This is a genomic window from Dankookia sp. GCM10030260, assembly GCF_042666655.1.
Taxonomy (GTDB): domain Bacteria; phylum Pseudomonadota; class Alphaproteobacteria; order Acetobacterales; family Acetobacteraceae; genus Paracraurococcus.
In genome coordinates this window covers 694,066-720,194 of record NZ_JBHTDE010000001.1, presented here as the reverse complement: position 1 = coordinate 720,194, position 26,129 = coordinate 694,066, and the positions used below count along the sequence as shown (strand labels likewise).

Genomic DNA, 26,129 nt, shown 5'->3' with positions numbered 1-26,129 from the left:
GTTTAGAATGAAAACTGTGGCGGTCGCGCATCAGGCAGACAGCGGATTCAACCACTTGGCGATGGCCGTCGATGCGGTCCTGCACAGGCGGGAAAGCGCCGGCACGTCGCCCGGACGGGCCAGCCTCCTGGCGCCAAGGGCCACGGTGGCGATGGCCACCAGGCATGCCGAAGGCCCGGAGGCGGGACGCCCCCCCCCGGGTGCCTAAGCCGGCAGCGCTGTTGGCTTCAGCCGGCAATCGCCGACGCAGGCCATCGGATGGGCCGCAGCATGCCGGATGAACCGGCCGCGCCGGGGCCAGGGAAGCCGATCTGGCAGGATCGAGACGGGGTCGGCAGGCCCGGTCAGCCAGGGCCGGGCACTCGCGCGCCCTCCCTGGCCGCGTCGCTATTGCCCGGAGTCGAGGGCTTCGATCGGCCGGACCACCGTCCGTGCCGGCAGCACCGGGGCCGCTGCAGGCCGCTCGGCGCGCTCGGTGCGGGCCCGGGCGACGATATCGGCCAGGGCGCGCAGCACCTGCGGCACCTGCTCCCCGGTCGCCCCCGAGATCAGCATGACGGGCACGCCGGCGGCGCGTTCCAGCGCCTTCACCCGGCTGGACCGCGCCTGCGGGGTCATCGCATCGACCTTGTTGAGGCAGAGCAACTCGGGCTTCTCGGCCAGGCCCTGGCCATACTGCTGCAATTCCTCCCGTACCGTGCGCCAGGCGCCGGCGGGATCGGCCTGGCTGCCATCGACCAGGTGCAGCAGCACCGCGCAGCGCTCGACATGGCCGAGGAAGCGGTCGCCCAGGCCCACACCTTCATGCGCGCCCTCGATCAGGCCGGGGATGTCGGCCAGGACGAATTCCTCGGACGCATTCAGCCGGACGACGCCAAGCTGCGGGATCAGCGTGGTGAAGGGGTAGTCGGCGATCTTCGGCCGCGCCGCGCTAACGGCCGCGAGGAAGGTGGACTTGCCGGCATTCGGCAGCCCGACCAGCCCGACATCGGCGATCAGCTTGAGCCGCAGCCAGATCCAGCGCTCATCCCCCGGCCAGCCCGGATCGGCCCGGCGGGGCGACCGGTTCGTCGGCGACTTGAAATGCGCGTTGCCATGGCCGCCGTCGCCGCCCCGGGCGATGACGATGCGCTTGCCGACCTCGTCCAGGTCGGCGAGCACCACGTCCTTCTCGTCCGAGAGGATCTGGGTGCCGACCGGAACCTTGAGGATGACATCGCTGGAGCCGGCCCCGGTGCGGTCCTGGCCGGCGCCGTTGCCGCCCTTGCGGGCCTTGAAATGCTGCGCGTAGCGGTAGTCGATCAGGGTGTTGAGCCCGTCCACCGCCTCGATCACCACGTCGCCGCCCTTGCCGCCGTTGCCGCCGTCGGGGCCGCCGAATTCGATGTACTTCTCGCGGCGGAAGGCGATCACGCCGTCGCCGCCGTCACCAGCCTTCACCCAGACCTTGGCTTCGTCGAGGAACTTCATGGGGGAATGGAACCCTGAAAATGCAAACGGGGGCCGCGAGGCCCCCGTACCAACACGCGAAGGCGGTTGGGCTGATTATTCGGCAGCCTGGGCGATCGGCTCGACCGAGACATGCACCCGGCCCTCGGCCCGGCGGGTGAACTTCACCCGGCCGTCGATGGCGGCGTGCAGCGAATGGGTGCGGCCGACATAGACATGCGGGCCGGCCATCATCTTCGTGCCGCGCTGGGTCACGATGATGTTGCCGGCGGTCACCGCCTGGCCGCCGAACAGCTTGACGCCGAGGCGCTTGCCGGCGCTGTCGCGCCCGTTGCGGGAAGAACCGCCAGCCTTCTTGTGTGCCATCTGTCGATCTCCTTCAGGCGGCCGCGATGTCGCCGATGCGCAGGGTGGTCAGGTCCTGCCGATGACCACGCTTGCGCCGGCTGTTCTTCCGGCGGCGCTTCTTCAACATGATGATCTTCGGCCCGCGGGTCTGTTCGACCACGATGGCGGTGACGCTGGCGCCCGGAACGGTCGGGGCGCCGATGGTCAGCCCGGCCTCGGTACCGAGCGCGAGAACATCATGGAATGTGATGGTGGCGCCGGGCTCGGCTTCCAGCTTCTCGACCGTCAGGACGGCGTTCGGCGTTACCCGGTACTGCTTTCCGCCGGTGCGGATCACTGCGAAGGTCATCGTGCGGCCCCACCTGGTCGTGCCAGGATTACGTGCCGGGACGGCTGCGCCCCGGAAGAGTTCTGGTGAAAGTATCGGCCATGAAGGGCCGCCGGCGACGCCAGGGGCACCGTCGGGAGGCGCGGCTTATAGCGGGACCGGGCCGGCCGCGTCAACGGCGTGATGCGGCCGGGTGCGGCCGTGTCCGCCGCCCCCCGGAAGGGCGTTGCGTGCCGGCGCCGCTGCCCTTATAGGCCGCACCGGCCACGGAGAGGTGGCAGAGTGGTCGATCGCGTCGGTCTCGAAAACCGAAGTAGGTGCAAGCCTACCGTGGGTTCGAATCCCACCCTCTCCGCCAGAATATCGCTTCAAGCCTCTGACAGGATTGAAGCTTTACGGGTTCCTGTTCGCGTCGGCCCCACAATCCTCCCAGCACCGCCGACGCGTCGGGAAGGGCCGCTCCTGGATCGCATCTCAGACATGGTGAAGGAACTACATGGCGGGCCGCGACCCTGCCGTGCGCCGCAACCTTGCAAAACTGCTTAAGCGCCCTGTCCAAGCCGTTCCGGGACGGGACCTCAGGGCTGATTTGGCAGCGCGGCGACCTTTCAGCCCAATGGCGGGTCGCCTGTTCAAGCAAGGCGCAGAGCAGCCGCAGATTGTTCGGTGCGACCTCGCCCATCACCTCGCGGCCGTTGATCGGCCAGCCCCATCGTCGATTGCCGCAGGCGATGTCATCGGCGAACACGTCACCCAACCCCACCCGGCCCGGCCCGGCCCGGCCCGGCCCGGCCCGGCTTCCGCAGCACGTGCCTCGTCGCGTTCGCAATGCCGATGATGGTCATGGCCGACCGGCTCACCGCCGCTTTGGCGGCGACGGCAGCTGTCCACGTCGCGGTGCCCGTCCACGGCCGCGGCGGGCGTGTGAAAGCAGTGATCCGACATGCTGGCCACCACGAGCCAGGCGTCGCAGCCGCGCCCGAGCACCCCCAGGCAGATGGGCAAAGGACGCAGGGTAGTCGGGTTGTCGCTCCTGACTGACCCATCCCGGATCGAACATCGTGAGCGGCCTAAAACAGCGGCGGATCGAAGCGGCGCCGCTCAGAGCCGCGGCGCTGTTCCATGTCATGCGCCGACAGCTCCTCGCGCATCTGCACGGCGAGCACAGCAAGCGCACGTGCATGCTTTTCCACGTCCCAATCCTTCACCTGCGGGTCAAATGCGGTGAAGACAGTCCAGCCGGGTCGCAGGATCGCGCCACCTATGTAGCGGCTCGGTTCAATCACGCCGAACCCTTCAAGCCCTTCCGCTGCTTCCTCGACAGCGGACAGCGGGTGCTCGGCGCCGAGGGCTGCAGCAGCCCCTTCGAGATCAACGTGCGGTTCGTGCAACCCATCGGTGGACGTGCGCACCACCCACTCGCCGAGCCCGGCCGTGGTGCCGGACATGGTGACGGTAGGACGAAGCACCCTGTCGCGCGCTTTGGCACGCCCCGTCACCTCGCCCGCCCATCCGTCGCGGTCCTTCACTTCGACCGCGGCCTCCGTGGTGGTGCGCACCGCCATGCCGACAGGGGATTTCTGCGGCGGTTCGATCGCGCGCGGATCGTCTTCGCTCATGGTCCAAACGACGTCGACAGCAATGTGCCGGATCGGGGTCGGGCGGGGACAGTCGGCTGGTGAGAAGCCCATCGGCCTGGCCCCGCCGGGCCGGGCCCGTGTCAATGAGCCGCGCAGCGGGGCCGGTCAGGCATGGCCTTCACCCAACCGCGGCGGCAGGATGGCGGCGATGCCGAACCCCGCCCCGCCTCCCCTGCCCGATGACGCGGCGTTGCTCCGTATCCTCTCGCGACCAGCAGTGGAGGCCGGCCGTGCCTATGCAGCGCGTGGCGCGGTGCGTCGCGCCGCCATCTCCGCCGATGGGCACATGATCCAGGCAGCGGTGCAAGGCACGGCCGCGCGCCCTTATGTCCAGCACATCTCGCTGCACCGGCGGCGCGACGGCAGCACCGCCTTCGAAGGCGTTTGCACCTGCCCGGCCGGGATCGACTGCAAGCATGTCGCCGCGGCGCTCTTCGCTGTCCGGGGCGAGCGCGGCGCGCCGCCGTCCCCAACCCCGCCGAGACCCACCGAAGCCCCGGCGATGCCGCCCGAGGTCGCCGACTGGCTGCGCCAACTGGGAGCCATCAGCGAGGACGACCCGGAGGCCTATCCCGCCGACATCCGGCAGCGGGTCGTCTACGTCGTGGCGCCGCTGGACCGGCCGGTGGGGCCGCCCTCGCTCAGGATCGCGGCCTTCATGGTCACGCTGCGGAAGGATGGCAGCTACGGGACCGGCAAGGGCGTCCAGGCCCAGGCGGGGACGGCGCGGTACCTGCGCCCCTCGGACCGGAAGATCCTGCGCCGCACCGACCTGCTGCGCCATGCGCCCGAGGGCATTCTCCGGGACGAGGATCCGGCCGACCTGCTGCGCCGGATCATCGCCACCGGCCGGGGCCGCTGGGGTGCCTTGGAGGGGCCAGCCCTGCGGGAGGGCCCGGCATGGCCCGGCAGTCTCGCCTGGCGGCTGGAGCAGGACGGGCGCCAGCGCCCCGCGCTGGAACTGGCGGAAGGACTGCTCGGCCTCGCCTTGCCGGCGCCCTGGTATGCCGACCCGGGCAGCGGCGAGCTGGGCACGGTCGATCTCGGCGTGCCGGCGCATGTCGCGGCCCGGCTGCTGCTGGCGCCGCCCATCCCGGCCGAGGCGGCACCGCTGGTCGCGGCCGAGCTGGGCCGGCGGCTCGCGGCCCCGGCACTGGCCCTGCCGGCGGTGCTCGACGCGCCGGAGGCATTGTCCGGCCCGCCGGTGCCGCGGCTGCTGCTCACCGCCGGCCGGCTGGCGGCCTACATGATGCGCGGCTATGGCCATGGCCTGCCGGGCCAGGGCTTCGCCCAGCCGGAGGTCAGCCTGCCCCTGGCGCGGCTCGGCTTCCGCTACGGACCGCTGCTGGTGGCGCACGACATGCGCGCCGCCCATGGCCCGCCGCGCCCGGGCGCCGAGCTGGTCGCGCGCGACGGGCGGCTTTACCGGCTGCGGCGCGACGCGGCGGCGGAACGCGCCGCGGTGACGCGGCTGCTAGGCATCGGCTTCGTCGCCACGGGGATGCTCCTTGGTTCATCCGGCTGCGCCGACGCCTTCCTGCTGGACGACCAGACGGAGGACGACCCCGACTGGCTCTTCGTGTTGCGGGAGGAAATCCCGGCGCTGCGGATGGCGGGCTGGGAGGTGGAGGTCGCCGCCGAGTTCCCCATCCGCCTCGTCGAGCCCGAGGGCCCGGTGCAGGCGCGGCTCGAGGAAGGCTCCGGCATCGACTGGCTGGACCTGCATCTCGGCGTGACGGTCGACGGGCAGCAGGTGGACCTCGTCCCCGTGCTGCTCGCCCTGATGGCCGCCGGGGTGGATCAGGAGGACTTCGCCGAAGGGCCGGTCCTGCTGCCGCTGCCCGACGGGCGGCTGCTGGCGGTGCCGCGGGAGCAGATCCTGCCGATCCTGCAGTCCCTGATGGAGCTGTTCGAGGGCGGCGGGCTCGATCCGGAGACGGGGCGCATCGGCTTCACCAGGATGGACGCGGCGGAGCTGGCGGGGATCGAGGCCGGGTCCGGCATCACCTGGCAGGGCGGGGAGGCGCTGCGGGCGCTCGGCGCCCAGCTCCGCGCGGCGGAAGGGTCGATCCCGCCGGTCGCGTTGCCCGCGGATTTCACCGGCACGCTGCGGCCCTACCAGGCGCAGGGCGTCGCCTGGCTGCAATTCCTGCGCGGCGCCGGGCTGGGCGGGGTGCTGGCGGACGACATGGGCCTCGGCAAGACGGTGCAGACCCTGGCGCATCTGGCGATTGAGCAGGCGGCGGGACGGCTGGACCGGCCGGCACTGATCGTCTGCCCGACCAGCCTGGTGCCGAACTGGCTGCGCGAGGCGGCGCGCTTCGCCCCCGGGCTGCGCGTGCTGCCGCTGCACGGGCCGGCTCGGAAGGCCCGCTTCGGCGGAATCGCCGCGCATGACCTGGTGCTGACCACCTACCCGCTGCTGACCCGGGACCAGGAGGCGCTGACCGCGCAGGACTGGCACGTGGTGGTGCTGGACGAGGCGCAGACCATCAAGAACCCGAATGCCGAGACCACCCGGCAGGCGCTGCAGCTGCGGGCGCGGCAACGCCTCTGCCTCTCCGGCACCCCGCTGCAGAACCACCTGGGCGAGCTCTGGTCTCTGTTCGACTTCCTCGCGCCGGGCTTCCTCGGCAGTGCCCGCAGCTTCCGCGCCCGCTACCGCACGCCGATCGAGAAGCATGGCGACACGGAACGCCAGGCGGCACTGCATCGCCGGGTGCGGCCCTTCCTGCTGCGCCGGACCAAGGAGGCAGTGGCCACCGAATTGCCGCCGAAGACCGAGATCGCCGAGCCGATCGAGATGGCGCCGCCGCAGCGCGCGGTCTACGAGGCGATCCGGCTGGCGATGCATGCCAGGGTCAAGCAGGCGGTCGCCGAGAAGGGCCTGGCACGGTCCGGCATCATCATCCTGGATGCGCTGCTGAAGCTGCGCCAGGCCTGCTGCGACCCGCGACTGCTGGCGCTGGCCTCGGCGCAGAAGGCCGGCTCGGCCAAGCTGGAACGGCTGCTGGACCTGCTCGGCATCCTGCTCGACGAAGGCCGGCGCGTGCTGATCTTCTCCCAATTCACCTCCATGCTGGCGCTGATCGAGGCGGCGCTGCGCAAGGCCGGCACCCCCTACGTGCTGCTGACCGGGGAGACCCGCGACCGCGAGGCGCCGGTGCGGCGCTTCCAGGCCGGCGAGGTACCGGTCTTCCTGATCAGCCTGAAGGCCGGCGGGGTGGGGCTGAACCTGACCGCGGCGGACACGGTGGTGCACTACGACCCGTGGTGGAACCCGGCGGTGGAGGACCAGGCGACCGACCGCGCCCACCGCATCGGCCAGTCCCGGCAGGTCTTCGTGCACCGGCTGATCACGCTCGGCACCATCGAGGAGAAGATGGAGATGCTGAAGGACCGCAAGCGCGCGCTGGTCGCGTCCGTGCTGGACGCCGAGCACGGCGGCGCACTGAAGCTGACCGAGGCGGATGTGGAGGAGCTGTTCGCCGCCGCGTGACGCGCCGGACGACCCGTGCCGGGCCGTCCGGCACGCGGCCTTCAGGCCGTCGCCTCGCCCGCCGCCTTCTTCGCCGCGGCCGGCTTGGCGCGGCGTTCGAACAGCCCGGCGATGCCGCGCGGCAGGAACAGCATGAACAGCACCAGCAGCAGCCCATAGACCAGCGGCGCCCCGCCGGTGAATTCGGTGCCGAAGCCGATCCGCAGCCCTTCCTCCAGCCCGATGGTGATGGCGGCGCCGATGGTCGGGCCGAGCGGCGCATACATCCCGCCGGCAATCGCCCCGAAGACGATCTGCAGCGAGATGCCAAGGCCGGCCAGCGATTCCGGATTGAGGTATTGCCGGTACTGCGCCGTCAGCGCCCCGGCGGTCGCGGCGAGTGCCACCGAGATCACCGTGACCTTCATCTTCTCCCGCGTCACCCGGATGCCGATGGAGGCGGCGGCATCCTCGTCCTCCGAGATCGCCGCCAGCGCCTTCGAGGACATCGAACGGTCGAGCAGCCGCCAGGCCAGCAGCCCGGCCGCCCAGGCGGCCAGCGACAGCCACCAGAAGCCGGTCTTGTCGAACTGCATCGCCAGGAAGCCGCCGCCGGGCGGCGCCTGGTCCGGCGTCATGCCGAGCGAGCCGCCGGTGATGTCGCGGAGTGCGACGATCAGGATGCGGACGATCTCGCCGGCGGCCAGCGTCACCAGCGCGAAGTAGTGGCCGACGACGCGCAGCCGGAAGGCCGGGTAGCCCAGAAGCATGCCCATCAGCACGGCGACCGCGACGCCGACCGGGATGCCCAGCCAGGGGGTCAGGCCGATGCTATTCCAGAGGATCGCCATGGTGTAGGCCGCGGCGCCGAGGAAGGCGCCATGGCCGAAGGAGACCAGGCCGTAGCGCCCCATCATCGCCCAGCCTGTGCCGGCCAGCGCGGTCAGCACCATGGTGATGAGGACATGCATCGCATAGTCGGGCGGCGAGGCCAGCGGCAGCGCCGCGAGCGCGGCCAGCACCACCGCCGGCAGGAGATAGTCCTTCATCGTGCGAAAAGCCCCTGCGGCCGGACGAACATGGTGACGATGAAGAAGGCGAAGGCGATGACGTAGGAGAACTCCGTCGTCCCCCAGAAGCCGCCGACCGAGATGATCAGCCCCATCAGGAAGGCCGCGAGGAACCCGCCCAGCATGTTCCCGAGGCCCCCCATGACGCAGATCATGAAGGTGATCGGCCCGAAGGACAGGCCGACGAAGGGATGGACGTCGAGCTGCACCACCAGCAGGCAGGCGGCGAGACCCGCCAGCGCGCCGCCGACGGCCGAGGCGATCAGGTAGATGCGCCGCGGGTCGACGCCCATCAGCGGCATCACCTCCCGGTCGCGCGCGATGGCGCGGATGGCGGTGCCGACATAGGTGAATTTCAGGAAGGCCCAAAGGACGCCGGCACCGAGCAGGGCGGCGCAGAAGGCCGCCAGCTTGGTGCCGCTGACGAAGACCTCGCCCACCTCCATCGGCGGCATGTCGACGCCGAGCGAACGGAACTCGGTCGAGAAGACCAGGGTCGCCGCGCCCTGCAACACGAAGAGCACGCCGCCGGTGGCCAGCACCTGGTTGATCGGCGGCGAGGTCAGCAGCGGCCGCACCACCAGCAGGTGCAGCAGCACGCCGAACAGCGCGATGATCGGCAGGCAGGCGGCGAAGGCCAGCCACAAGGGCCAGCCGAGCTGCGTATAGAGGAACCAGACGGCATACATGCCGACCATGACCAGCTCGGCGTAGCAGAGCCAGACCACGTCGACGACGCCGAAGACCAGGTTCAGCCCCAGCGCCGGCAGGGCGAAGACGCCGCCGAGCAGGATGCCGTTGACCAGGGCTTCGAGAAAGAACGGATCCATGGGTCAGTGGCCCCCGAGATAGCTGCGGCGGATGGCAGGGTCGGCGGCAAGCTCGGCGGAACGGCCCTCGGCGGCGACGCGCCCGGTCTCCAGCACATAGGCGCGGTCCACCACCCGCAGCACCTGCGCCACGTTCTGCTCGACGATCAGCACCGTCAGCCCTTCCTGGCGGATGCGGCGGACGAGTTCGAAGACCTGCTGCACGACGATGGGCGCGAGGCCGGCCGAGGGCTCGTCCAGCAGCAGGATCTTCGGCCCCGACATCAGCGCCCGGCCGATGGCGCACATCTGCTGCTCGCCGCCCGACATGGTGCCGGCAAGCTGGTGCCGCCGCTGCTTCATCTTCGGGAACAGGTCGTAGACATGGTCGCGCCGGGCGTCGAAATGCGCCCGCGCCGCCTTGGTGAAGGCGCCGACCTTGAGGTTCTCCTCCACCGTCAGGTGCGGAAACAGCCGGCGGTTCTCCGGCACATGGGCGATGCCGAGGCCCGGCAGCTCGTGCGGCGGCACCTGGGTCAGGTCCTGCCCGCCGTAGCGCAGCGTGCCGGCGCGCGGCCGGATCAGGCCGGAGATGACGCGCAGCAGGGTGGTCTTGCCGGCGCCGTTGGGGCCGACGACGCCGACCGCCTCGCCCGGCTCGACCCGCAGGCCGACGCCGAACAGCGCCTGGAAGTCGCCGTAGCCGGCCTGGATGCCCGAGAGCTCCAGCGTCCCACCGGCAGGCATGGTCAATGCGGCACTCATGCGGCGCGTGTCTCCGGCGGGCCGAGATAGACCTCGGCGACCTTGGGGTCGTCCTGCGCCTCGGCCGGCGTGCCCTTGAAGATGACCGCGCCATGGTCGAGCACCACCACCCGGTCCACGACCGACAGCAGCACGCCCATGATGTGCTCCACCCAGACGACGGTGATGCCGCGCTCGTCGCGGATGCGCTTCAGCATCTCGGCCGCCTGGCGCATCTCCCCGGTGTCGAGCCCGCCGAGCGATTCATCCGCCAGCAGCAGCTTCGGCTGGGTCGCCAGCGCGCGGGCCAATTCCAGCTTCTTCAGCCCGGCCGCGCCCAGCCCGTGCGCGGTCGCCTGCGGGTCGTCCGGCAATTGCGCCAGCCGCAGCGCGTCGCGCGCGCGGCGCTCGGCCTCCGCCTTGTCGATGCTGCCGCCGGCGCCGAAATGCGCCGCCAGCGTCGCATTCTCCAGCAGCGACAGCCCGCGGAAGGGGCGCGGGATCTGGAAGGTGCGGCCGATGCCGCGCCGGCAGCTTTCATCCGCCGTCAGGCCGCCGATCTCCTCCCCGGCCAGCCGCACAGACCCGGCGGTCGGCTTCAGCATGCCGGCGATGCAGTTGAAGGTGGTGGACTTGCCCGAGCCGTTCGGCCCGAGCAGCCCGAGGATCTCGCCCTGCGGCACGGCGAAGGAGACGTTGTCGACGGCGGTGAAGCCGCCGAACTTCTTCGTCAGTCCCTCGACCTGCAGCAGCGGCGCGCTGTTGCCGGGCACCTTACCGCAGCGCGTAGGTGTGGCCGGCGGGCAGCGGCAGCACCGGCGGGACGCCGATCGCGCTCGGCCAGATCACCCGCGACTTGGCATTCTCGAACTGCATGACCACGGCGATGCTGCGGGCATTCTGCCCCGCCATGGCGGAGCCGGGCGGCTCGAACTTCACGCCATAGCCCTGGATGGTGCCGCCGACCGGGACATCCACCTCCAGCGCCGCCTCGCGCAGCGCGTCGGCCGTCATCCCGCCGGTCTTGCGCACCGCCGGCTTGAGGACGTGCTCCAGGAAGATCCAGGTGTTGTTGAAGCCCATCGAGGCATGCGGCGGCAGGTCGCGCACCTGGTGCTTGGCGCCGTAGCGCTCGACGAAGGTCTTCGCCAGGTCGCCGACGCCAGGCTGCAGCTTGGACCAGTCGAGCATCTGGGTCGCCGCCGGGTCGACGTTGCACATGTAGTTCACGTCGGCGCCGAAGGTGTCCCACAGCTTGTCGATCTGCGACCAGCCGGCGCCATGGCCGATCAGCATCTTGAAGCGCAGCCCGCCCGACTTGGCCTGCTTGAGGAACAGCGTGATGTCGGGATTGTAGCCGACCTGGTAGACCACGTCCGGGCGTTCCCGCCGCAGCTTGGTGACCAGCGTCGACAGGTCCGGCGTGGTGGACGAATAGGCCTCCTTCAGCACGGTCGGCATGTTGAAGCGCTTGGCGTTCGCCTCGATCGCCGAGGCGACGCCGGTGCCGTAGGGCCCGTCCTCGTAGATGACGCCGAGCTTGACCTTGTCCGGCGCCATGCCGAGCTTGGCCTGGGCATGCTCATGGATGACGGAGACCGAGCCTTCGCCATACTGGTCGGAATGCACGGTGGGGCGGAAGACGTAGCGGAAATTCTTGTCCTTCAGCACCGCGGTCGCGATCGCCGAGGTGATCCACATCATCTTCTTCTGCGCCTCGAACCGGCCGGACAGCGGCACGGCATGGGCCGAGGAGTAGATGCCGGTCACGACCTCTAGCTTCTCCTGCCCCAGCAGGCGCTCGGCCTCGTTGATCGCCACGTCGGCCTTGGACTGGCTGTCGGCCGAGACGCCCTGCACCGGGCGGCCATCGACGCCGCCGCGCTCGTTGAACAGGGCGATCGCCACCTCGGCGCCCTGGAACAGCGGGACCGAGCCGGCGCCGGCGAAGGGGCCGGACAGGTCGGTGAGGACGCCGACGCGGAGCGGGTCGCCACCGCGCGCGGGGGCGGTCTGGGCGCGCGCCGTGGCCGGCACGGTGGCGGCGAGACCTAGTCCGGCCCCGGCCTGGAGGAGCGTACGGCGCGATGACCCGCTGTTCGACATTCTATTGTTCCTTCCCGGTGCGTCGACGCCGCATCATGCGGGGCGGCGGGGGGAAGGTCGCACGGCCCGGGACATGCCCCGGCCGTCCTGCGTCTCCCCCTCGCCGTGCTGCTTGCTGCGCGCGGCTTCTGAATTGGGGAGAGGAGAAACTGCCGGCGCCGTTGCGTCAAGCGGCAGCGGCGTCAGTCCTTGCGGAAGCGCGCCATGAAGAAGCCGTCCATGCCGCCATGCTCGGGCCACAGGTCCGGTCGGGTGCGCAGCGTGCCGGCCGGGGTGATCGCCGCGGCGAGCCCCGGCACCTCCTCCGGCCGCACCGGGTCGACGGCCAGGCCGAGCGCGGCGGCCGCGGCCAGATGCGCCTCGCCCTCCTCCGGCTGCAGCGAGCAGGTGGCGAAGACCAGCCGGCCGCCCGGCGCCAGCCGCTTCGCCGCCGCGGCCAGCAGGCCGCGCTGCAGCTCGGCCATGCCGGCAATGTCCTTGGCGCGCTTCAGGAAGGGCACGTCCGGATGCCGGCGGATGGTGCCGGTGGCGCTGCACGGCGCGTCCAGCAGCACCGCGTCGAACAGGGCGCCGCCCGCATTCCAGCCCAGCGCATCGGTCACCACGACCTCGGCCGGCAGCTGCAGCCGGGTCAGGTTCTCCTGCAGCCGGACGGCACGCTTGGGGTCGCGCTCCACCGCCGTCACGGCCGCCCCGGCGGCGGCGAGTTGCGCGGTCTTGCCGCCCGGCGCGGCGCAGAGGTCGACGACCCGCTCCCCCGGCCGCACCGCCAGCAGCCGGGCCGGCAGGGCGGCGGCGGCGTCCTGCACCCAGAAGGCGCCCTCGGCGAAGCCCGCCAGTTCCGTCACCCGCGTGCCGGCCGGGTAGCGCACGCTGCCGGTCGGCAAGGCCGTGCCGCCCTCCGGCGCCGCGGCGCCCGGCTTCAGGCTGAGGTCGAGCGGTGCCTCGATCCGGTGCGCCGCGGCGATGCCGCGCACCGCCGGGCCATAGGCATTGTGCCAGGCGGTCCAGAGCCAGCCCGGGGTGTCGCGCCGCTCGGCGTCCAGCCCCTCCAGCGCCTCCGGCCCGGCCTCGGCCACCTTGCGCAGCACCGCGTTGACCAGCCCGGCGAAGGGCGCCGGCACCAGGTCCACCGCGCTGCCGACGGCGGCATGGGCGGGAGTGCCGAGCAGCAGCAGCTCCGCCGCGCCGATCCTGAGCGCGTTGCGCACCGTCTCCGGCGGCTCCTTGCGCAGGAAGGGCTCCAGCACGGCGTCGAGCGAGCCCGCCCGGCGCAGCACGGCCGCGGCGATCCGGTGGGCTGCCGCCTTGTCGCGCGGCGAGACGGCGGCGCCCGGCCGCGCCTCCCCCTTGCCGCGCACCCGGTGCGGCTTGCCGTCGGTGGGCAGCGCGTCGAGCGCCTCCTCCAGCGAGCGGTGGCGGAGGATGACGGCGTCGAGCAGGGCGGCGGCGGCGCGCCTTGCGGGACTCTGCGAAGGATGGGGCGGAGGATTGGCCATGAAGCCGGGGTTTATGGCCCCCGCGCGCCGCCCATGCTAGTCCGCGCGCCCATGGATCTCCTGGTGCCGTCCCGTACCGACCCTTCCCTCGGCGCCCTGCCGGAGGCCTTGCTGCGCCGGCCGCGCCTGGCGCTGGTCTTGCTCTGCCTGCTGTTGTGGCTGCCGGGCTTCTTCACCCTGCCGGCGACCGACCGCGACGAGGCCCGCTTTGCCCAGGCGACGAAGCAGATGCTGGACAGCGGCGACTATGTCCGGCTCCGGGTCGGGGCGGAGGAGCGCAACAAGAAGCCGGCCGGCATCCACTGGCTGCAGGCGGCCTCCGTCCACCTGGTGGAGGCCGCGCATCTCGGCACCCGCCAAGACATCTGGGCCTACCGGCTGCCGAGCCTGCTGGGCGGCATCCTGGCCGTGCTGGCGACCTTCCACTGGGGGCGGTCGCTGGTCGGCCGGCGGGCGGCCTTCCTCGGCGCCGCCATGCTGGCCTCCTGCCTGGTGCTGGTGGCGGAGGCGCATATCGCCAAGACCGACGCCGCGCTGCTGGCGAGCGTCGCCGCCGCCATGGGGATCTTCGCCCAGGCCTATCTGCGGCCGGAGCATTTCACCGCCCGCCAGGCGGCCGGCTTCTGGCTGGTGCTGGGGGCCAGCATCCTGCTGAAGGGCCCGGTCGGGCCGATGGTGCCGCTGCTGGCCGGCATCACCCTGGCGGTCATCGACAAGCGGGCGCCCTGGCTGCGCGCCCTGCGCCCGGGCTGGGGCCTGCCGCTGATGGTCGCCGCCGCGGCGCCCTGGTTCGTCGCCATCGGCATCGCCACCGAGGGCCGCTTCTTCGAGCAGGCGGTGGGCGGCGACATGCTGTCGAAGATCGGCAGCGGGGAGGAGAAGCATGGCGGCCCGCCCGGCTTCTACCTGCTGACCTTCGGCATCGCCGCCTTCCCCGGCGCCTGGATCGTGCTCTGTGCCCTGCCGACCGCCTGGCGCGACCGGCTGAACCCGCCGACCCGCTTCCTGCTGGCCTGGATCGTGCCTTCCTGGCTGGTCTTCGAGGCGGTCTCGACCAAGCTGCCGCACTACACCATGCCGATGTACCCGGCGCTGATGCTGCTGGGCGCCGCCTGGGCGATGGACCCGCTCCGCCGCCGACCAGCCCGCTGGTGGCGCTGGTTCGCCCTCGCGGCGCTGGCCCTGGCCGCGCTCGGCCTGGCGCTGGCGGCGCAAGCGGCCGGCTGGTTCCTGCTGCGCGAAATCTTCGGGCCGGCGCTGCTGCTGCTGCCGCTGGGCGCGGCGCTGGTCTGGGTGGTGGCCCGCGCCGCCTGGAGCGGCGCCTGGGGCCGGGCCGGGCTGCTCGGCGCGCTGCTCGCGGTGCCGCTCTATGCGGTGGTGCTGGAAGCCGTGGCGCCGCGGCTCGAGCCGTTGTGGATCGCGCCGCGCCTGGCCGCGGTGCTGGAGGCGAAGGCGCCGGGCCTGGCCTCCCGCGATTTCGGCATCACCAGCCATTCCGAGCCCTCGGTGCTGTTCGCGGTGGGCGGGGAGACCAGCCTGCTGCGCACCGGGGGGGATGCCGCCCGCTTCCTCGCCGGTGGGCCGGGCCGGGTGGTGGCGGTCGGCGATCGGGCGGAGCGCGACTTCCAGCACGAGGCCGCGACCCTGGCGCTGCCCTTGCAGGAGATCGGCCAGGTCACCGGCTTCAACTACACCCGCGGCCGCTGGGTGACGCTGATGCTGTTCCGCCGCGCCGCATGATCGAGGCCGCATGATCGACTGGCTCACCGACCTCGTCGCCGCGGGCGGGTTGCTCGGCGTCTTCGCCCTGATGCTGGCGGAGAACCTGTTCCCGCCCTTGCCATCCGAGATGGTGATCCCGCTGGCGGGCGTCGCCGCGGCACGCGGGCAGATGTCCCTGCCCGGGGTGATCCTGGCCGGCCTCGCCGGCTCGCTGGCCGGCAATGCGGTGTGGTTCGAGCTCGCCCGCGCCTTCGGCACCGAACGGATGTACCGCATCATCGACCGGCTGCACCGCTTCACCCGGCTGGGGCGGGAGGAGATCGGCCAGGCCGAGGCGGCGCTGCGGCGAAACGGGCCCGCCGCGGTCTGCATCGGCCGGATGATGCCGGGGCTGCGCACCGGCATCTCCATCCCGGCCGGGCTGGTCGCCCTGCCGCGCAGCGTCTTCTACATCTGGACCGCGGTCGGGACGGCGATCTGGACCGGCGGGCTCGCGCTCGCCGGCTACCTGCTGCAGGACAGCTTCCACCTCGTGGAATACTGGGCCGGGCCGATCGGGGCGGGCCTCGCGCTATGCGTCGTCGCCCTGGTCGGTTGGCAGGTCTGGAAGGCGCGGCGGAGATAGCCGTCCTTGCGCCAGCGCAAGGACGCCGCCGCCCAACGGGCGCGGCCTGCGCCGCATGGCAATCCGCGACACGCCGACGGGCCACGGCATCCCGGCCCGCCTGCTGCACTGGGGCATCGCCGGGCTGGTCGCGGCCGCCTGGTTGCTCGGCAACTTCATGGAGGACCTGCTGCCGCGCGGGCCGGCGCGGCAGGCGGGGCTCGACCGGCATGCCGGGCTCGACGCGCCGGTGATCGGGCTGTCGCTGCTGCGGCTGTACCGGCGGGCCGTGAACCCGGCGCCGCCGGACCCGCCGGGGACCCCGGCCTGGCAGGCGCGGGCCGTCCACCCGGCAGATGTCACGCTCTATGCCCCGACGCTCGCGGTGCCGCTCAGCGGCGTCCTCGACCGCTGGGTGCGCGGCCGGCCCCTCGCGCCGTTCGGGCTCATCCCCATGCCGCCGCCCTTCACCCCGCCCTTCGGCCGCGTCTGGGGCGAGGCGCACGAGGTCCTGGCTAACCGCCTGCTGCTGGCGGTGGCGGCCGATGTCGCCGCCGCGCTCTGGCACCACTTGGTGCTGCGCGACGCAGTGCTGCGGCGGATGCTGCTGGGGCGCGGCTGAGGACCGGCCCCCGGCAGCAGGGCTCAGCGGATAGCGATCGGGTTGATCATCGACTGCACCGCGCCCTTGAACAGCGGCTGGCCCAGCACGAATAGGAACTCGGTCGCCTGGTCGCGGGCCAAGCCCCGCGTGTCCATCACCTCGAGGATGTGGACGCCGTTCTTCGCCAACAGGTGCTGGTGGCCTTCCCAGACCCGGTTGGGATTCTTGAAGGGCACCGCCTCCACGCCCCAGGTATCGGCGCCCACCGCGACCACGCCGAGCCCGGCGAGGAATTCCGCGGCGCCGAGGTCGATGCCCGGCTCGCCCTTGCCGAAGCGGGCCGGGTCGGATTCCAGCAGGCCCACCCAGCCGGTGTGGATCAGGATGACGTCGCCCTGCCGGACCGTGACGCCCTGCGCCTGCATCGCCGCGCGCAGATCGTCGGCGCCGATGATCTCGCCCTCCGCCAGCATCGGCTTGCCGCGGGCGCGCGCCATGTCGACCAGCACGCCGCGGGTCACCATCGGCGGGATGCCCTCGACGCCGAGCTTGGTGACGCCGGTGGTGCGGATGAAGTCGGCCGCCTTGTTGCCGTTGTAGAAGACGTTGTCGATGCCGAGATGGGCGAAGCTGTCGAGCTGGCTGCCGACGCCGAGCCAGCCGCTGAACATGTCGTCCACGTAGGACATCTTGTTCTCGGACGGCACGATGGCACCGCCAAACTGGTCCGGCATCATGACGGTGACCGCGGCGCTGCGCGGCGGGAAGGCCGGCGTCTCCCGCCCGACCGGCACGCCCAGCCGGTAGACCTGGCCGCGGGTCACGAGCTTCGCGGCTTCCAGCACCTTCTGCGGGGTCAGCAGGTTCATCGCGCCGATCTGGTCGTCGGCGCCGTATTTCGAGGGGTACCAGTTGCCGGCGGGCGGCGCCGCCGGCGCGGGCTGCGCCTGGGCCAGCTGCGTCGGGGCATGGTCGCCCGGCTGGTGCGCCTTGACCGTCCCCTGGCCGAGCCAGGGCAGCAGGGCGAGGCCAGCCACGGCCGCCGTGATCGTCATCCGCATTCGCGTTTCCTCCGTCGTCTTGTTCCGACCTGCGAAGGCTAGGCCGGGAGCCGATGAGAAGAAAAGCGAAGCTTTCTGATCCCGCCTATTCGGCGGCCAGCCGGCGCTCCCGCAGCTCGGCCCAGGCGGCGTCGAGCCCGGCGCGGAAGCGGGCGCACATCTCGCCGATCTCGGCCGCGGTGATGATCAGCGGCGGGGTGAAGGCGATGCGGTCGCCGATGGCGCGGACGATGAGCCCAGCCTCGTGGCACTTCTCCTGCACCAGCAGGCCGACCTTGGCGCCGGCGGGGAAAGGCTCGCGCGCGTCCTTGTCGGCCATCAGCTCGACCCCGGCGATGAGGCCGACGCCGCGGACATCGCCGACCAGCGGGTGGTCGCGCAGTGCGCCGAGCCCGCCGAGGAAGGCGGGCGAGACGGCCTGGACATGGCCGACCATGTCGCGCTCCTCGTAGATCGCCAGCGTCTCCAGCGCCACGGCGCAGGCGACCGGGTGGCCGCCATAGGTATAGCCATGGCCGAAGCTGCCGTTGCGCTTGCTGCCCTCCAGCAGCGCGGCATGGATGGGGTCCGAGATCAGCAGCGCCGAGAGCGGCTGGTAGGCCGCCGTGAGCTGCTTGGCGCAGCTCAGCATGTCGGGCTCGATGCCGTAGGTCTCGCAGCCCCAGTAATGCCCGGTGCGGCCGAAGCCGCAGATCACCTCGTCGGCGACGAAGAGGATCCCGGCGCGCTTCAGGATCGGCTGGATCGCCTCGAAATAGCCGCGCGGGGGCGTGATGGCGCCGCCCCCGCCCTGCACGGGTTCGGCGAAGAAGGCGGCGATGGTGTCGGCCCCCTCGCGGTCGATCAGCGCCTGGAGTTCGGCCGCCATGCGGGCGCTGAATTCCTCCTCCGTTTCCCCGGGCAGGCCGGCGCGATAGAAATTCGGGTTCGAGACGTGCAGGAAGCGGTCGCCCAGCGGCAGGTCGAAATCCGCCTGCATGTGCGGCTGGCCCGACAGCGACGCGGTCGCCACGGTATTGCCGTGGTAGCCGCGGATCCGGCCGATGATCTTCTTCTTCGCCGGGCGGCCGGTGACGTTGAAATAGTACCAGGCCAGCTTGATCGCGGCATCGTTCGCCTCCGACCCGCTGCACTGGAACATCGCGTGGTTGAGGCCCGGGGGCGCGATCGCGGTCAGCTCTTCCGCCAGCCGGACGCTCGGCTCGTGCCCCTTCTGGAAGAAGGTGTGGTAGTAGGGCAGGGTCAGCAACTGCCTGTAGGCGGCATCCGCCAGGCGCTTCTCCGAAAAGCCGAGGCTGGCGCACCAGAGGCCGGCCATCGCCTCGATGTATTCCTTCCCTTCGGTGTCCCAGACATGCACGCCCTCGCCGCGGGCGATCAGCACCGCGCCGTCATTGGCATGCGCGCCGAGATCCGTCTGCTGGTGGACCATATGGGCGAGGTCGGCGGCGTGCAGGCTGTTCGGGCGCATGGGGGAACTCCGGTCCGGTCGGCCGAGGGTATCGCCGCTGCCGGTCGCCGCGCTAGCCTCCCCGCGTGATGGGCGCGCGAAGACGCCCATCCGGGAAGGGACCGAGCCATGGACAGACGCTCCGTACTGAAGGCCGCCGCGCTGCCGGCGGCCGCCACCGGCCTCGCCACGCCGGCGCTGGCCCAGGGCCGCGCCAAGCTCACCTGGCGGCTCACCTCCAGCTTTCCCCGCAACCTGGACACGCTGTACGGCGCGGCGACCAACTTCGCCCGCATGGTCAGCGAGGCGACCGACGGCGACTTCACCATCCGCATCTTCGCCCCGGGCGAGATCGTCCCGGCGCTGGAAGCCCGTGACGCCACCTCGAAGGGCTTCGTCGAGGCCAGCTTCACCGCGTCGTCCTATTCCATCGGCACCGACCCGGCCTTCATGTTCGGCACGGTGCTGCTGTTCGGGCTGAACAGCCGGCAGCAGATGGCCTGGCTGTACGAGATGGGCGGCAACGACAAGCTCAACACCCTGCTCTACGCCAAGCACAACGTGCTCTGCTGGCCGCTGACCAGCACCGGGGCGCAGATGGGCGGCTGGTTCCGCAAGGAGATCAAGTCGCCCGAGGACCTCAAGGGCCTGAAATTCCGCATCGGCGGGCTGGCCGGCCATGTCTTCTCCCGGCTCGGCTCGGTGCCGCAGCAGATCGCCGCCGGCGACATCTACCCTTCGCTCGAGCGCGGGACCATCGACGCCGCCGAGTGGATCGGCCCCTATGACGACGAGAAGCTCGGCCTCTACAAGGTTGCGCCCTACTACTACTATCCCGGCTGGTGGGAGGGCACCGGCATCCTCTCGCTATTCGTGAACAAGCAGAAATACGAGGAGCTGCCGCCGGCCTGGCGCAGCATCCTGCAGACCGCCGCCGCGGCGACCACCTCGCTCGGCTTGGCCAAGTACGACGCGGTCAACCCGCAGGCGCTGAAGCGCCTGGTGGCCGGCGGGGCCCAGTTGCGGGCCTTCCCGCAGAGCGTGCTCGACGCCTGCTACGACGAGACCATGAAGATGCACGAGGAGTATGCGAAGGCCGACCCGGTCTATGCCGAGATCCTCCGCGACATGCTCGCCTTCAAGCAGGACGCCTACCAGTGGCTGCAGCTGTCGGAATTCACCTTCGACAGCTACCAGATCCGCCGGCTGCGGCGCTGACCCATGCCCGGGGCGGGACTCTGCCCCGGGAACCGGCCACTTCCCCAGCCGGGCCGCCTGGCCGATCCTGGCAGCCAAGCCGGGACGCCCCATCTCTCCGGCAAGATCATCGAGGGAACGCCACCGCATGGACCGGCAACGCGCCTGGACCCCGGCCGAGACCCGCACGCTCGGCCTCGTCTCCGCCGCGCATCTGGTCAGCCACCTGCACATCCTGGTGCTGCCGCCGCTGTTCCCGCTGCTGCAGGCGCGGCTCGGCGTCGGCTTCGTCGAGCTCGGCCTGGCGCTGACCCTGTTCAACATCGTCTCCGGCCTGGTCCAGGCGCCGATGGGCTTCGCGGTGGACCGATACGGCTCGCGCCGGGTGCTGGTGGCGGGGCTGTCCCTGGGGGCGGCGGCCTTCGTGGCACTCGGCCTGTTCCCGACCTACCCCATGCTGCTGGCCGCGGCCGCGGCGCTGGGCCTGGCCAATTCGGTCTACCACCCGGCGGACTACGAGATGCTGTCGCGCGGCATCGGCGAGGCGCGGATCGGCCGCGCCTTCTCCATCCACACCTTTTCCGGCTATCTCGGCGGCGCCCTGGCGCCGGCGCTGATGCTGGGCGTCTCGGCCTATGGCGGGCTGTCGGCGGCGCTGTTCGCGGCCGGTGCGATCGGCGCCGCGGTGGCGCTGCCGCTCGCCCTGGCGGGCGACCCGGCCGCGGCGCCGCGGGCGGCCGCCAAGGCCAAGGCGACGGCAGCGGGCGGGTCCGTGCTGACGCCTGCCGTCATCATGCTGACCGTCTTCTTCGCCCTGCTCAGCCTGTCGACGGGGGGCGTGCAGAATTTCTCGGTCGCCGCGCTGGTCAACGGGCGCGGGGTGGATTTCGCCGCGGCCAACGTGGCGCTCAGCGCCTTCATGCTGCTCAGCGCCTTCGGCGTGCTGGCCGGCGGCGTGGTGGCCGACCGCACGACCCGGCATGGCGACGTGGCGGCGCTCGGCTTCGGGCTGACCGGGGCGCTGGTGGCCCTCGTCGGGCTGGTGCCGCTCGGGCCGGTGGCGCTGGTCGCGGCGCTCGGCGCAGCCGGGTTCCTGTCGGGGATGATCATGCCGTCGCGCGACATGCTGGTGCGCGCCGCGGCGCCGCCGGATGCGGTCGGGCGGGTCTTCGGCATCGTCACCACCGGCTTCAACATCGGCGGGACGGTGGGGCCGATCCTCTACGGCAGCCTGATGGACAACGGCCAGCCGTTGCTGGTCTTCGCCGCCTCGGTCTTCTTCATCGTGGCGACCATGGCGATGGCGCTGGTCGGCGAGCGGCGCGTGAAGCGGCCGGTGGCGGCGGAGTAGAAGAAGGAAAGGCTGGAGAGGAAAAAGCATTCCCTCGCCAAGCCGCACCCTGCCTTCTTGTGGTTTGGCAGCTGCCGCGCGGCGGATGCCAGACTCCCAAATATAGAGGAGGGTCCAGGGAGGATACGTCCTTCCTGGCCTTGCTGCCGCTCCGGCTCAGCCCTTCTTGCCGCCCTTGCCCGCGTCGCCCGCCATCGCCCTGCGCAGCCCTTCGCGCAGCGCATCGGGCTTCGGCAGCAGGATGCTCTGCCGGCTCACCGTCGCCAGGCCTTCCCGCGCCATGGCCGACAATTCGCGCGACACCGCTTCCCGCCGCGCGCCGATCCGCGCCGCCAGCACGTGCTGCGCCGGCGGCGGGGTGATGCGCAGCTGCCCGTCCTCGCGCGGCCGGCCGAGCCGCAGCAGCTCGGCGATCAGCCGGTGCCGCACCGGCAGCACCGCGAGCTCCACATTGCGCGCGTCCAGCAGCCTCAGCCGCCCCGTCAGCAGCCGCAGCAGCAGAAGCCCGGCCGCGGGCGTCTTCAGCACTAGGTCGAGGAAGGTCGCCCGCGGCAGGCAGCACAGCACCGAGCTGTGCACCGCGGTGACATTGGCCGAGCGGGCCTGCCCATCGATCGCCGCCATCTCGCCGAAGATCTCGCCGGCGCCCGCCTCGCCGAGGATCACCTCCTGCCCGCTGGCCGAATGGATGGCGATCCGCACCGTGCCGGAGATGATGAGGAAAACCTCGTCCGAAGTGTCGTCGTAGTCGATCACCGCCTCGCCGGGCTGCACCCGGCGCCAGCGCGCATGCCGCGAGGCCTCCGACAGCAGGGCCGGATCGACTTCCCGGAACATCGGGAAGCGGGTGAGCCGTTCGTCGTCGGAGCCCTGGGCCATGGCATGCGGCACTCGTCCTTGCGTGGCCCAGGAAACGTCAGAGGGGCCGCGGATGCAAGCTGCGCTGTGCGCCAGCGCACATCATGCGCGGCGCCGGCAGCGGCATGATTGTTCCGATGTCGGTGCATATCGCCAGTAAGTGGCGGCCAGGGAACGATCCGGCCGCCTTCCCGCCGGGGACGGAGCGGCGACGGCATCGCGGCAGAACCTCCCCCTATCCCGCCGAAACCGGCTTCCCCCGACGCTGCGGCGCGACGTTGCCTGGCGTGGCCGGCAGGTGGCGCGGCGCGCGGCACCGGCGACGCATGACACCGGGGCGGCGCGGGCCAGGCGCCGCGACCAAGCAGCCCGCACTCCGCAACGATGAAATTAGTAGAAATCTACCCCGCCCAGAGGTTGATAAAGCGCCACGATGCCGCGGATCGCATGGCCGAACCGAAGGGCACCGCGCCGCGTTCGAACAGGAGTGACAGCGCATTCGCCCAAGCGATTCCCCAGCGAACCCCGCCTTTCGGCAACCCACGTCCAGACCGCGCGACGGCCAGGCCGCGGCACGGCCCAGCGCCGCGCGCCCTGCCTTGGTCCAGGCGTTGCCGTGAACCGGCCGCGCGGCCTCCGGTCCCTTCTGGAGGCGGTGGACCTGCCGACGGCGGTCCGCACCGACCTGATACGGCGCATGGCGGCTCCCTGGCGGAGCTATCATGGGCTGCAGCACCTGACCGTGCTCTGGGCACGGCACCTGCGCTTCGGCCGCACCGGGCCGATGCGCCGGCCACGGGTGGCCCGTCTGATCGCCGCCGCCATCCTGTTCCATGACGCCATCCTGGTCCCCGGCGCCGAGGACAACGAAGCCCGCTCGGCCGATCTGTGGCGGCTGGCCGCGCGCCAGCTGCGTGGCTTCACCCCGGCCGAGATCGCCTGGGTCACCGGGACCATCCTCGCCACCGCCGATCACCTGAACACGCCGGTGCCCCGCGGCGAATGCGGCATGACGCGGCTCTGGCTGCTCGACCTCGACCTCAGCCCGATCGGCGAGGAGCCGGCGACCTTCGACCGCAACGGCCGCGGCCTGCGGGCCGAGGCGCGGCACCTGGACGACGCCGCCTTCACCCAGGGCCAGCGCGCCTTCCTGTCGCGGCTGGGCGCCGCGCCGCGGCTGCTGCGGCACCCGCAATTGCACGCCGCCTTCGAGTCCCGGGCGCGCGCCAATATCGGCCGGGAGCTTCGCCGCGGGACGACGCGGCGCTGATCCTTTGGCGTAAGCAAGGCCCGTAAGGCCGGATTCTCCCGCCGGACGCCTGCGCCCGATCCTCCGCCATCCTCGTTCGGCCGGCAGCCGCCGCGGGGCGGCCACCCGCCCATGGCGCGGAAGGCCAGGGGACATGCATGTTCGGCTGGAGAGTGCTGACTGCCGCGGTTGGGCGCCGGCGATCAGCGGGTCCGCACCGGGGCCGAAACCCCGCCGCCACCGCCGCCGCCCCCCGAGAGCGCCACGGCCAGCGCCGCCGCCGCGGCCAGCGGCACCAGCGCGATGGCTTCCGGCGGCGCGCCGAGTTCCACCGCCGGGCTGAGCGGCCGGGCGGTGCGCAGCCGCGGCGGCATGGCTGCGCGCGGCGCGGCAGGCGCACCGCGGGCGGGAACGGCGACCGCCACGCCCTCCGGCACCACCACCCGCTGCTGCGCCTGCGCGGCGGCCGGCAGCAGCAGCAGCGCCACCAGGGCGTATCGTTTGACCATTGCGTAGATGTGCGTAATTCGCGCGCTGGTTGCAAGCCTATTCGGCGTCCGGCTGGCGCTCCGGCGCCGCCGCGGCGAAGGCGGGCAGCGCCAGGCAGGCGGCGTCCGCCGCGACCAGGCGCGGCATGGCCGTGAGGTCCACGCCGAAACGTCGGGCATTGTACAACTGCGGGACCAGGGCGAGGTCGGCCAGGCCCGGCGCCGCCCCGAAGCAGAAGGGGCCCTGCCGCACCGAACCGGGCCGGTCGCGCAGCAGCGCCTCGCAGGCGGCCAGCCCCTCGGCGATGGTGTGCTGCGCCCAGGCATTGGCCGCCGCCTGGTCGTGGCCCAGCGCCTTGACCCGGTTCAGCACCCTGAGGTTCTGCACCGCATGGATCTCGGCGGCGATCGCCTGGGCGAAGGCGCGGACGCGGGCGCGCGCGACGGGGGCGTGCGGCAGCAGCGGCGGCGCCGGTTGGATCTCGTCGAGGTATTCGCAGATCGCCAGCGACTGGGTGAGGACGTTGCCATCGTCCAGCACCAGGGCCGGGACCAGGCCCTGCGGGTTGAGCGCCAGGGCCTCCGCCGCGCACTGCTCGCCGCGCCGCAGGTGGAGGAAGCGGTGCTCGACGGCGAGGCCCTTCAGGTTCAGCGCGATGCGCACGCGGTAGGCCGCCGAGGACCGCCAGTAGCCCCAGAGGATCATGGCTTGGCGCCCGCGGGGCGGGCCGGCCGGTTCAGCCCTCCGCGCCCTGCCGCGCTCCGGCCACCGGATGTGCTACCCGCCGCCCCTGCGGAGCGGGCCGGCCGGTTCAGCCCTCCGCGCCCTGCGGCGCTCCGGCCACCGGACGGCGTCACGTTCGCCGTCCCAGCATCGAGCGCGCGATGATCAGGCGCATGACCTCGTTGGTGCCCTCGAGGATACGGTGGACACGCAGGTCGCGGACGATCTTCTCGATCCCGTATTCTGCCAGGTAGCCATAGCCGCCCAGCAATTGCAGCGCATCGTCGGCGACCTTCGAGCAGGTGTCGGTGACGAAGCGCTTGGCCATGGCGCAGAAGGCCGAGGCGTCCGGCGCCTTGGCATCCAGCTTGGCGCAGGCGCGCCAGAGGAAGGTGCGCGCCACTTCCAGCTCGGTCTGCATGTCGGCCAGGCGGAACTGGGTGTTCTGGAAATCGGCGATGGCTTTGCCGAAGGCGCGGCGCTCCTGGACATAGCCGAGCGCGATGTCGAGCGCCGCCTGGGCGCCGCCGAGCGAGCAGGCGGCGATGTTCAGCCGGCCGCCGTCGAGCCCGGCCATGGCGAAGCGGAAGCCCTGCCCTTCCTCCCCCAGCAGGGCCGCGGCCGGCACCCGGGCGCCCTCGAAGATCACCGCGCGGGTCGGCTGGGCGTTCCAGCCCATCTTCTTCTCGTTCGCACCGAAGGACAGGCCCGGCGTCTCCTTCGGGACCAGCAGGGCGGAGACGCCACCCGGGCCCTCGCCGCCGGTGCGCACCATGGTGAGGTACAGGTCGGAGACGCCGGCGCCGCTGATGAATTGCTTGGTGCCGTCGAGGACGTAGTCGCCGCCGTCCCTGCGCGCCCGGGTCCGCAGCGCCGCGGCGTCCGACCCCGAGCCGGGTTCGGTCAGCGCATAGCTGGCGATCGCCTTCATCGGGATCAGGTCCGGCAGATACCGCGCCCGCTGGGCGTCGTCGCCGAAGCGGTCGATCATCCAGGCGACCATGTTGTGGATCGAGAGATAGGCGGAGACGGCGGGGCAGCCCATCGCCAGCGCCTCGAACACCACCGCGGCGTCGAGCCGCGTCAGGCCCGCGCCGCCGCTCTCTTCCCGGACATAGAGTGCAGCCATCCCGAGGGCTGCGGCCTCGCGCATCTCCTCGACCGGGAAATGCCGCGCCTGGTCCCATTCCAGCGCCTTGGGCGCCAGCCGGTCCCTGGCGAAGGCCAGCGCGGTCTCGCGCAGCTCGCGCGTGGCCTCGGGCAGATCGAAGGCGGCGGCCGAGGGGCCTTGGGTATCGAGCGGCATGGTGTCTCCTCCGGTCGCCGATATCGCGCCAGCGGGATGGTTTC

24 protein-coding genes and 1 tRNA gene are annotated in these 26,129 nt (G+C 71.8%); 8 read left to right on the top strand and 17 right to left on the bottom strand.

The features are described 5' to 3' along the window. Positions 1-30: 30 nt before the first annotated feature. The 4 genes from ACFQS7_RS03505 to rplU form a co-directional block, all read right to left on the bottom strand. Positions 31-159, bottom strand: coding sequence for a hypothetical protein (locus tag ACFQS7_RS03505; RefSeq protein ID WP_380065624.1), 129 nt, complete (start codon positions 157-159; stop codon positions 31-33). A gap of 228 nt (positions 160-387) precedes the next feature. Then, positions 388-1,470 carry a GTPase ObgE gene (obgE, locus tag ACFQS7_RS03500; protein ID WP_380065623.1) on the bottom strand — a complete coding sequence of 361 codons (1,083 nt, stop codon included), beginning with the start codon at positions 1,468-1,470 and terminating at the stop codon, positions 388-390. Positions 1,471-1,545: 75 nt separating this feature from the next. Next, positions 1,546-1,815 carry a 50S ribosomal protein L27 gene (gene rpmA / locus ACFQS7_RS03495; protein ID WP_380065622.1) on the bottom strand — a complete coding sequence of 90 codons (270 nt, stop codon included), beginning with the start codon at positions 1,813-1,815 and terminating at the stop codon, positions 1,546-1,548. A gap of 13 nt (positions 1,816-1,828) precedes the next feature. Beyond that, positions 1,829-2,146 carry a 50S ribosomal protein L21 gene (rplU, locus tag ACFQS7_RS03490; protein ID WP_380065621.1) on the bottom strand — a complete coding sequence of 106 codons (318 nt, stop codon included), beginning with the start codon at positions 2,144-2,146 and terminating at the stop codon, positions 1,829-1,831. A gap of 247 nt (positions 2,147-2,393) precedes the next feature. Between rplU and ACFQS7_RS03485 the strand changes: the two genes are divergently transcribed. After that, positions 2,394-2,483 (top strand) — tRNA-Ser (locus ACFQS7_RS03485). A gap of 712 nt (positions 2,484-3,195) precedes the next feature. On the opposite strand, the gene ACFQS7_RS03480 is transcribed toward ACFQS7_RS03485, so the two are convergent. Next, on the bottom strand, positions 3,196-3,744 hold the full coding sequence (locus ACFQS7_RS03480) for a hypothetical protein (RefSeq protein WP_380065620.1): 549 nt from the start codon (positions 3,742-3,744) through the stop codon (positions 3,196-3,198). Between the two features lie 169 nt (positions 3,745-3,913). Between ACFQS7_RS03480 and ACFQS7_RS03475 the strand changes: the two genes are divergently transcribed. Further along, a complete protein-coding gene (locus ACFQS7_RS03475; RefSeq protein WP_380065619.1) occupies positions 3,914-7,264 on the top strand; it encodes an SNF2-related protein in 3,351 nt (1,116 codons plus the stop codon). A gap of 41 nt (positions 7,265-7,305) precedes the next feature. Here ACFQS7_RS03475 and ACFQS7_RS03470 read toward each other — a convergent pair whose 3' ends face one another. The 6 genes from ACFQS7_RS03470 to ACFQS7_RS03445 all read right to left on the bottom strand — a co-directional run bounded on the left by ACFQS7_RS03470 (position 7,306) and on the right by ACFQS7_RS03445 (position 13,471). Next, on the bottom strand, positions 7,306-8,292 hold the full coding sequence (locus tag ACFQS7_RS03470; protein ID WP_380065618.1) for a branched-chain amino acid ABC transporter permease: 987 nt from the start codon (positions 8,290-8,292) through the stop codon (positions 7,306-7,308). After that, the gene (locus ACFQS7_RS03465; protein WP_380065617.1) at positions 8,289-9,143 is read right to left on the bottom strand and encodes a branched-chain amino acid ABC transporter permease; all 855 of its coding nucleotides are present in this window, start codon (positions 9,141-9,143) and stop codon (positions 8,289-8,291) included. The genes ACFQS7_RS03470 and ACFQS7_RS03465 overlap by 4 nt, the downstream gene beginning before the upstream one ends. Positions 9,144-9,146: 3 nt before the next feature. Continuing rightward, complete coding sequence (locus tag ACFQS7_RS03460) at positions 9,147-9,887, bottom strand: ABC transporter ATP-binding protein (RefSeq protein ID WP_380065616.1); 741 nt, start codon at positions 9,885-9,887, stop codon at positions 9,147-9,149. After that, positions 9,884-10,639, bottom strand: a complete 756-nt coding sequence (locus ACFQS7_RS03455) for an ABC transporter ATP-binding protein (protein WP_380065615.1) — start codon at positions 10,637-10,639, stop codon at positions 9,884-9,886. Before ACFQS7_RS03455 ends, ACFQS7_RS03460 begins: the two co-directional genes overlap by 4 nt. A 1-nt stretch (position 10,640) precedes the next feature. Further along, the gene (locus tag ACFQS7_RS03450) at positions 10,641-11,972 is read right to left on the bottom strand and encodes an ABC transporter substrate-binding protein (protein WP_380065614.1); all 1,332 of its coding nucleotides are present in this window, start codon (positions 11,970-11,972) and stop codon (positions 10,641-10,643) included. A 182-nt stretch (positions 11,973-12,154) separates the two neighbouring features. Then, the gene (locus tag ACFQS7_RS03445; RefSeq protein WP_380065613.1) at positions 12,155-13,471 is read right to left on the bottom strand and encodes an RsmB/NOP family class I SAM-dependent RNA methyltransferase; all 1,317 of its coding nucleotides are present in this window, start codon (positions 13,469-13,471) and stop codon (positions 12,155-12,157) included. Positions 13,472-13,522: 51 nt separating this feature from the next. Here ACFQS7_RS03445 and ACFQS7_RS03440 point away from each other — a divergent pair, with 51 nt between their 5' ends. Genes ACFQS7_RS03440 through ACFQS7_RS03430 form a run of 3 tightly spaced genes read left to right on the top strand, consistent with a single transcriptional unit; the run spans position 13,523 to position 16,419 of the window. After that, positions 13,523-15,211, top strand: a complete 1,689-nt coding sequence (locus ACFQS7_RS03440; protein WP_380065612.1) for an ArnT family glycosyltransferase — start codon at positions 13,523-13,525, stop codon at positions 15,209-15,211. Positions 15,212-15,221: 10 nt separating this feature from the next. Then, entirely contained in the window at positions 15,222-15,818 is a 597-nt protein-coding gene (locus ACFQS7_RS03435) for a DedA family protein (protein ID WP_380065611.1), read from the top strand. 55 nt (positions 15,819-15,873) lie between these two features. Then, entirely contained in the window at positions 15,874-16,419 is a 546-nt protein-coding gene (locus tag ACFQS7_RS03430) for a cytochrome b (RefSeq protein WP_380065610.1), read from the top strand. A 23-nt stretch (positions 16,420-16,442) separates the two neighbouring features. Here the strand turns inward: ACFQS7_RS03430 and ACFQS7_RS03425 are convergent, their stop codons facing one another. Further along, positions 16,443-17,462: a cyclase family protein gene (locus ACFQS7_RS03425; RefSeq protein ID WP_380065609.1), complete on the bottom strand. Its 1,020-nt coding sequence runs from the start codon at positions 17,460-17,462 to the stop codon at positions 16,443-16,445. 85 nt (positions 17,463-17,547) lie between these two features. Beyond that, positions 17,548-18,933 carry an aminotransferase gene (locus ACFQS7_RS03420; protein WP_380065608.1) on the bottom strand — a complete coding sequence of 462 codons (1,386 nt, stop codon included), beginning with the start codon at positions 18,931-18,933 and terminating at the stop codon, positions 17,548-17,550. 108 nt (positions 18,934-19,041) lie between these two features. Here ACFQS7_RS03420 and ACFQS7_RS03415 point away from each other — a divergent pair, with 108 nt between their 5' ends. Together ACFQS7_RS03415 and ACFQS7_RS03410 are read left to right on the top strand one after the other, a co-directional pair. After that, entirely contained in the window at positions 19,042-20,130 is a 1,089-nt protein-coding gene (locus tag ACFQS7_RS03415; protein ID WP_380065607.1) for a TRAP transporter substrate-binding protein, read from the top strand. 127 nt (positions 20,131-20,257) lie between these two features. After that, positions 20,258-21,460: an MFS transporter gene (locus ACFQS7_RS03410; RefSeq protein WP_380065606.1), complete on the top strand. Its 1,203-nt coding sequence runs from the start codon at positions 20,258-20,260 to the stop codon at positions 21,458-21,460. Positions 21,461-21,616: 156 nt separating this feature from the next. On the opposite strand, the gene ACFQS7_RS03405 is transcribed toward ACFQS7_RS03410, so the two are convergent. Next, positions 21,617-22,339, bottom strand: coding sequence for a Crp/Fnr family transcriptional regulator (locus tag ACFQS7_RS03405; protein WP_380065605.1), 723 nt, complete (start codon positions 22,337-22,339; stop codon positions 21,617-21,619). A gap of 634 nt (positions 22,340-22,973) precedes the next feature. Here ACFQS7_RS03405 and ACFQS7_RS03400 point away from each other — a divergent pair. Beyond that, positions 22,974-23,588 carry a hypothetical protein gene (locus tag ACFQS7_RS03400; RefSeq protein WP_380065604.1) on the top strand — a complete coding sequence of 205 codons (615 nt, stop codon included), beginning with the start codon at positions 22,974-22,976 and terminating at the stop codon, positions 23,586-23,588. A 182-nt stretch (positions 23,589-23,770) separates the two neighbouring features. Here ACFQS7_RS03400 and ACFQS7_RS03395 read toward each other — a convergent pair whose 3' ends face one another. The 3 genes from ACFQS7_RS03395 to ACFQS7_RS03385 all read right to left on the bottom strand — a co-directional run bounded on the left by ACFQS7_RS03395 (position 23,771) and on the right by ACFQS7_RS03385 (position 26,085). Beyond that, positions 23,771-24,076, bottom strand: coding sequence for a hypothetical protein (locus tag ACFQS7_RS03395; protein WP_380065603.1), 306 nt, complete (start codon positions 24,074-24,076; stop codon positions 23,771-23,773). A 37-nt stretch (positions 24,077-24,113) separates the two neighbouring features. Further along, positions 24,114-24,761 carry a maleylacetoacetate isomerase gene (maiA, locus tag ACFQS7_RS03390; protein WP_380065602.1) on the bottom strand — a complete coding sequence of 216 codons (648 nt, stop codon included), beginning with the start codon at positions 24,759-24,761 and terminating at the stop codon, positions 24,114-24,116. 148 nt (positions 24,762-24,909) lie between these two features. Then, on the bottom strand, positions 24,910-26,085 hold the full coding sequence (locus ACFQS7_RS03385) for an acyl-CoA dehydrogenase family protein (protein WP_380065601.1): 1,176 nt from the start codon (positions 26,083-26,085) through the stop codon (positions 24,910-24,912). Between the last annotated feature and the right edge of the window lie 44 nt (positions 26,086-26,129).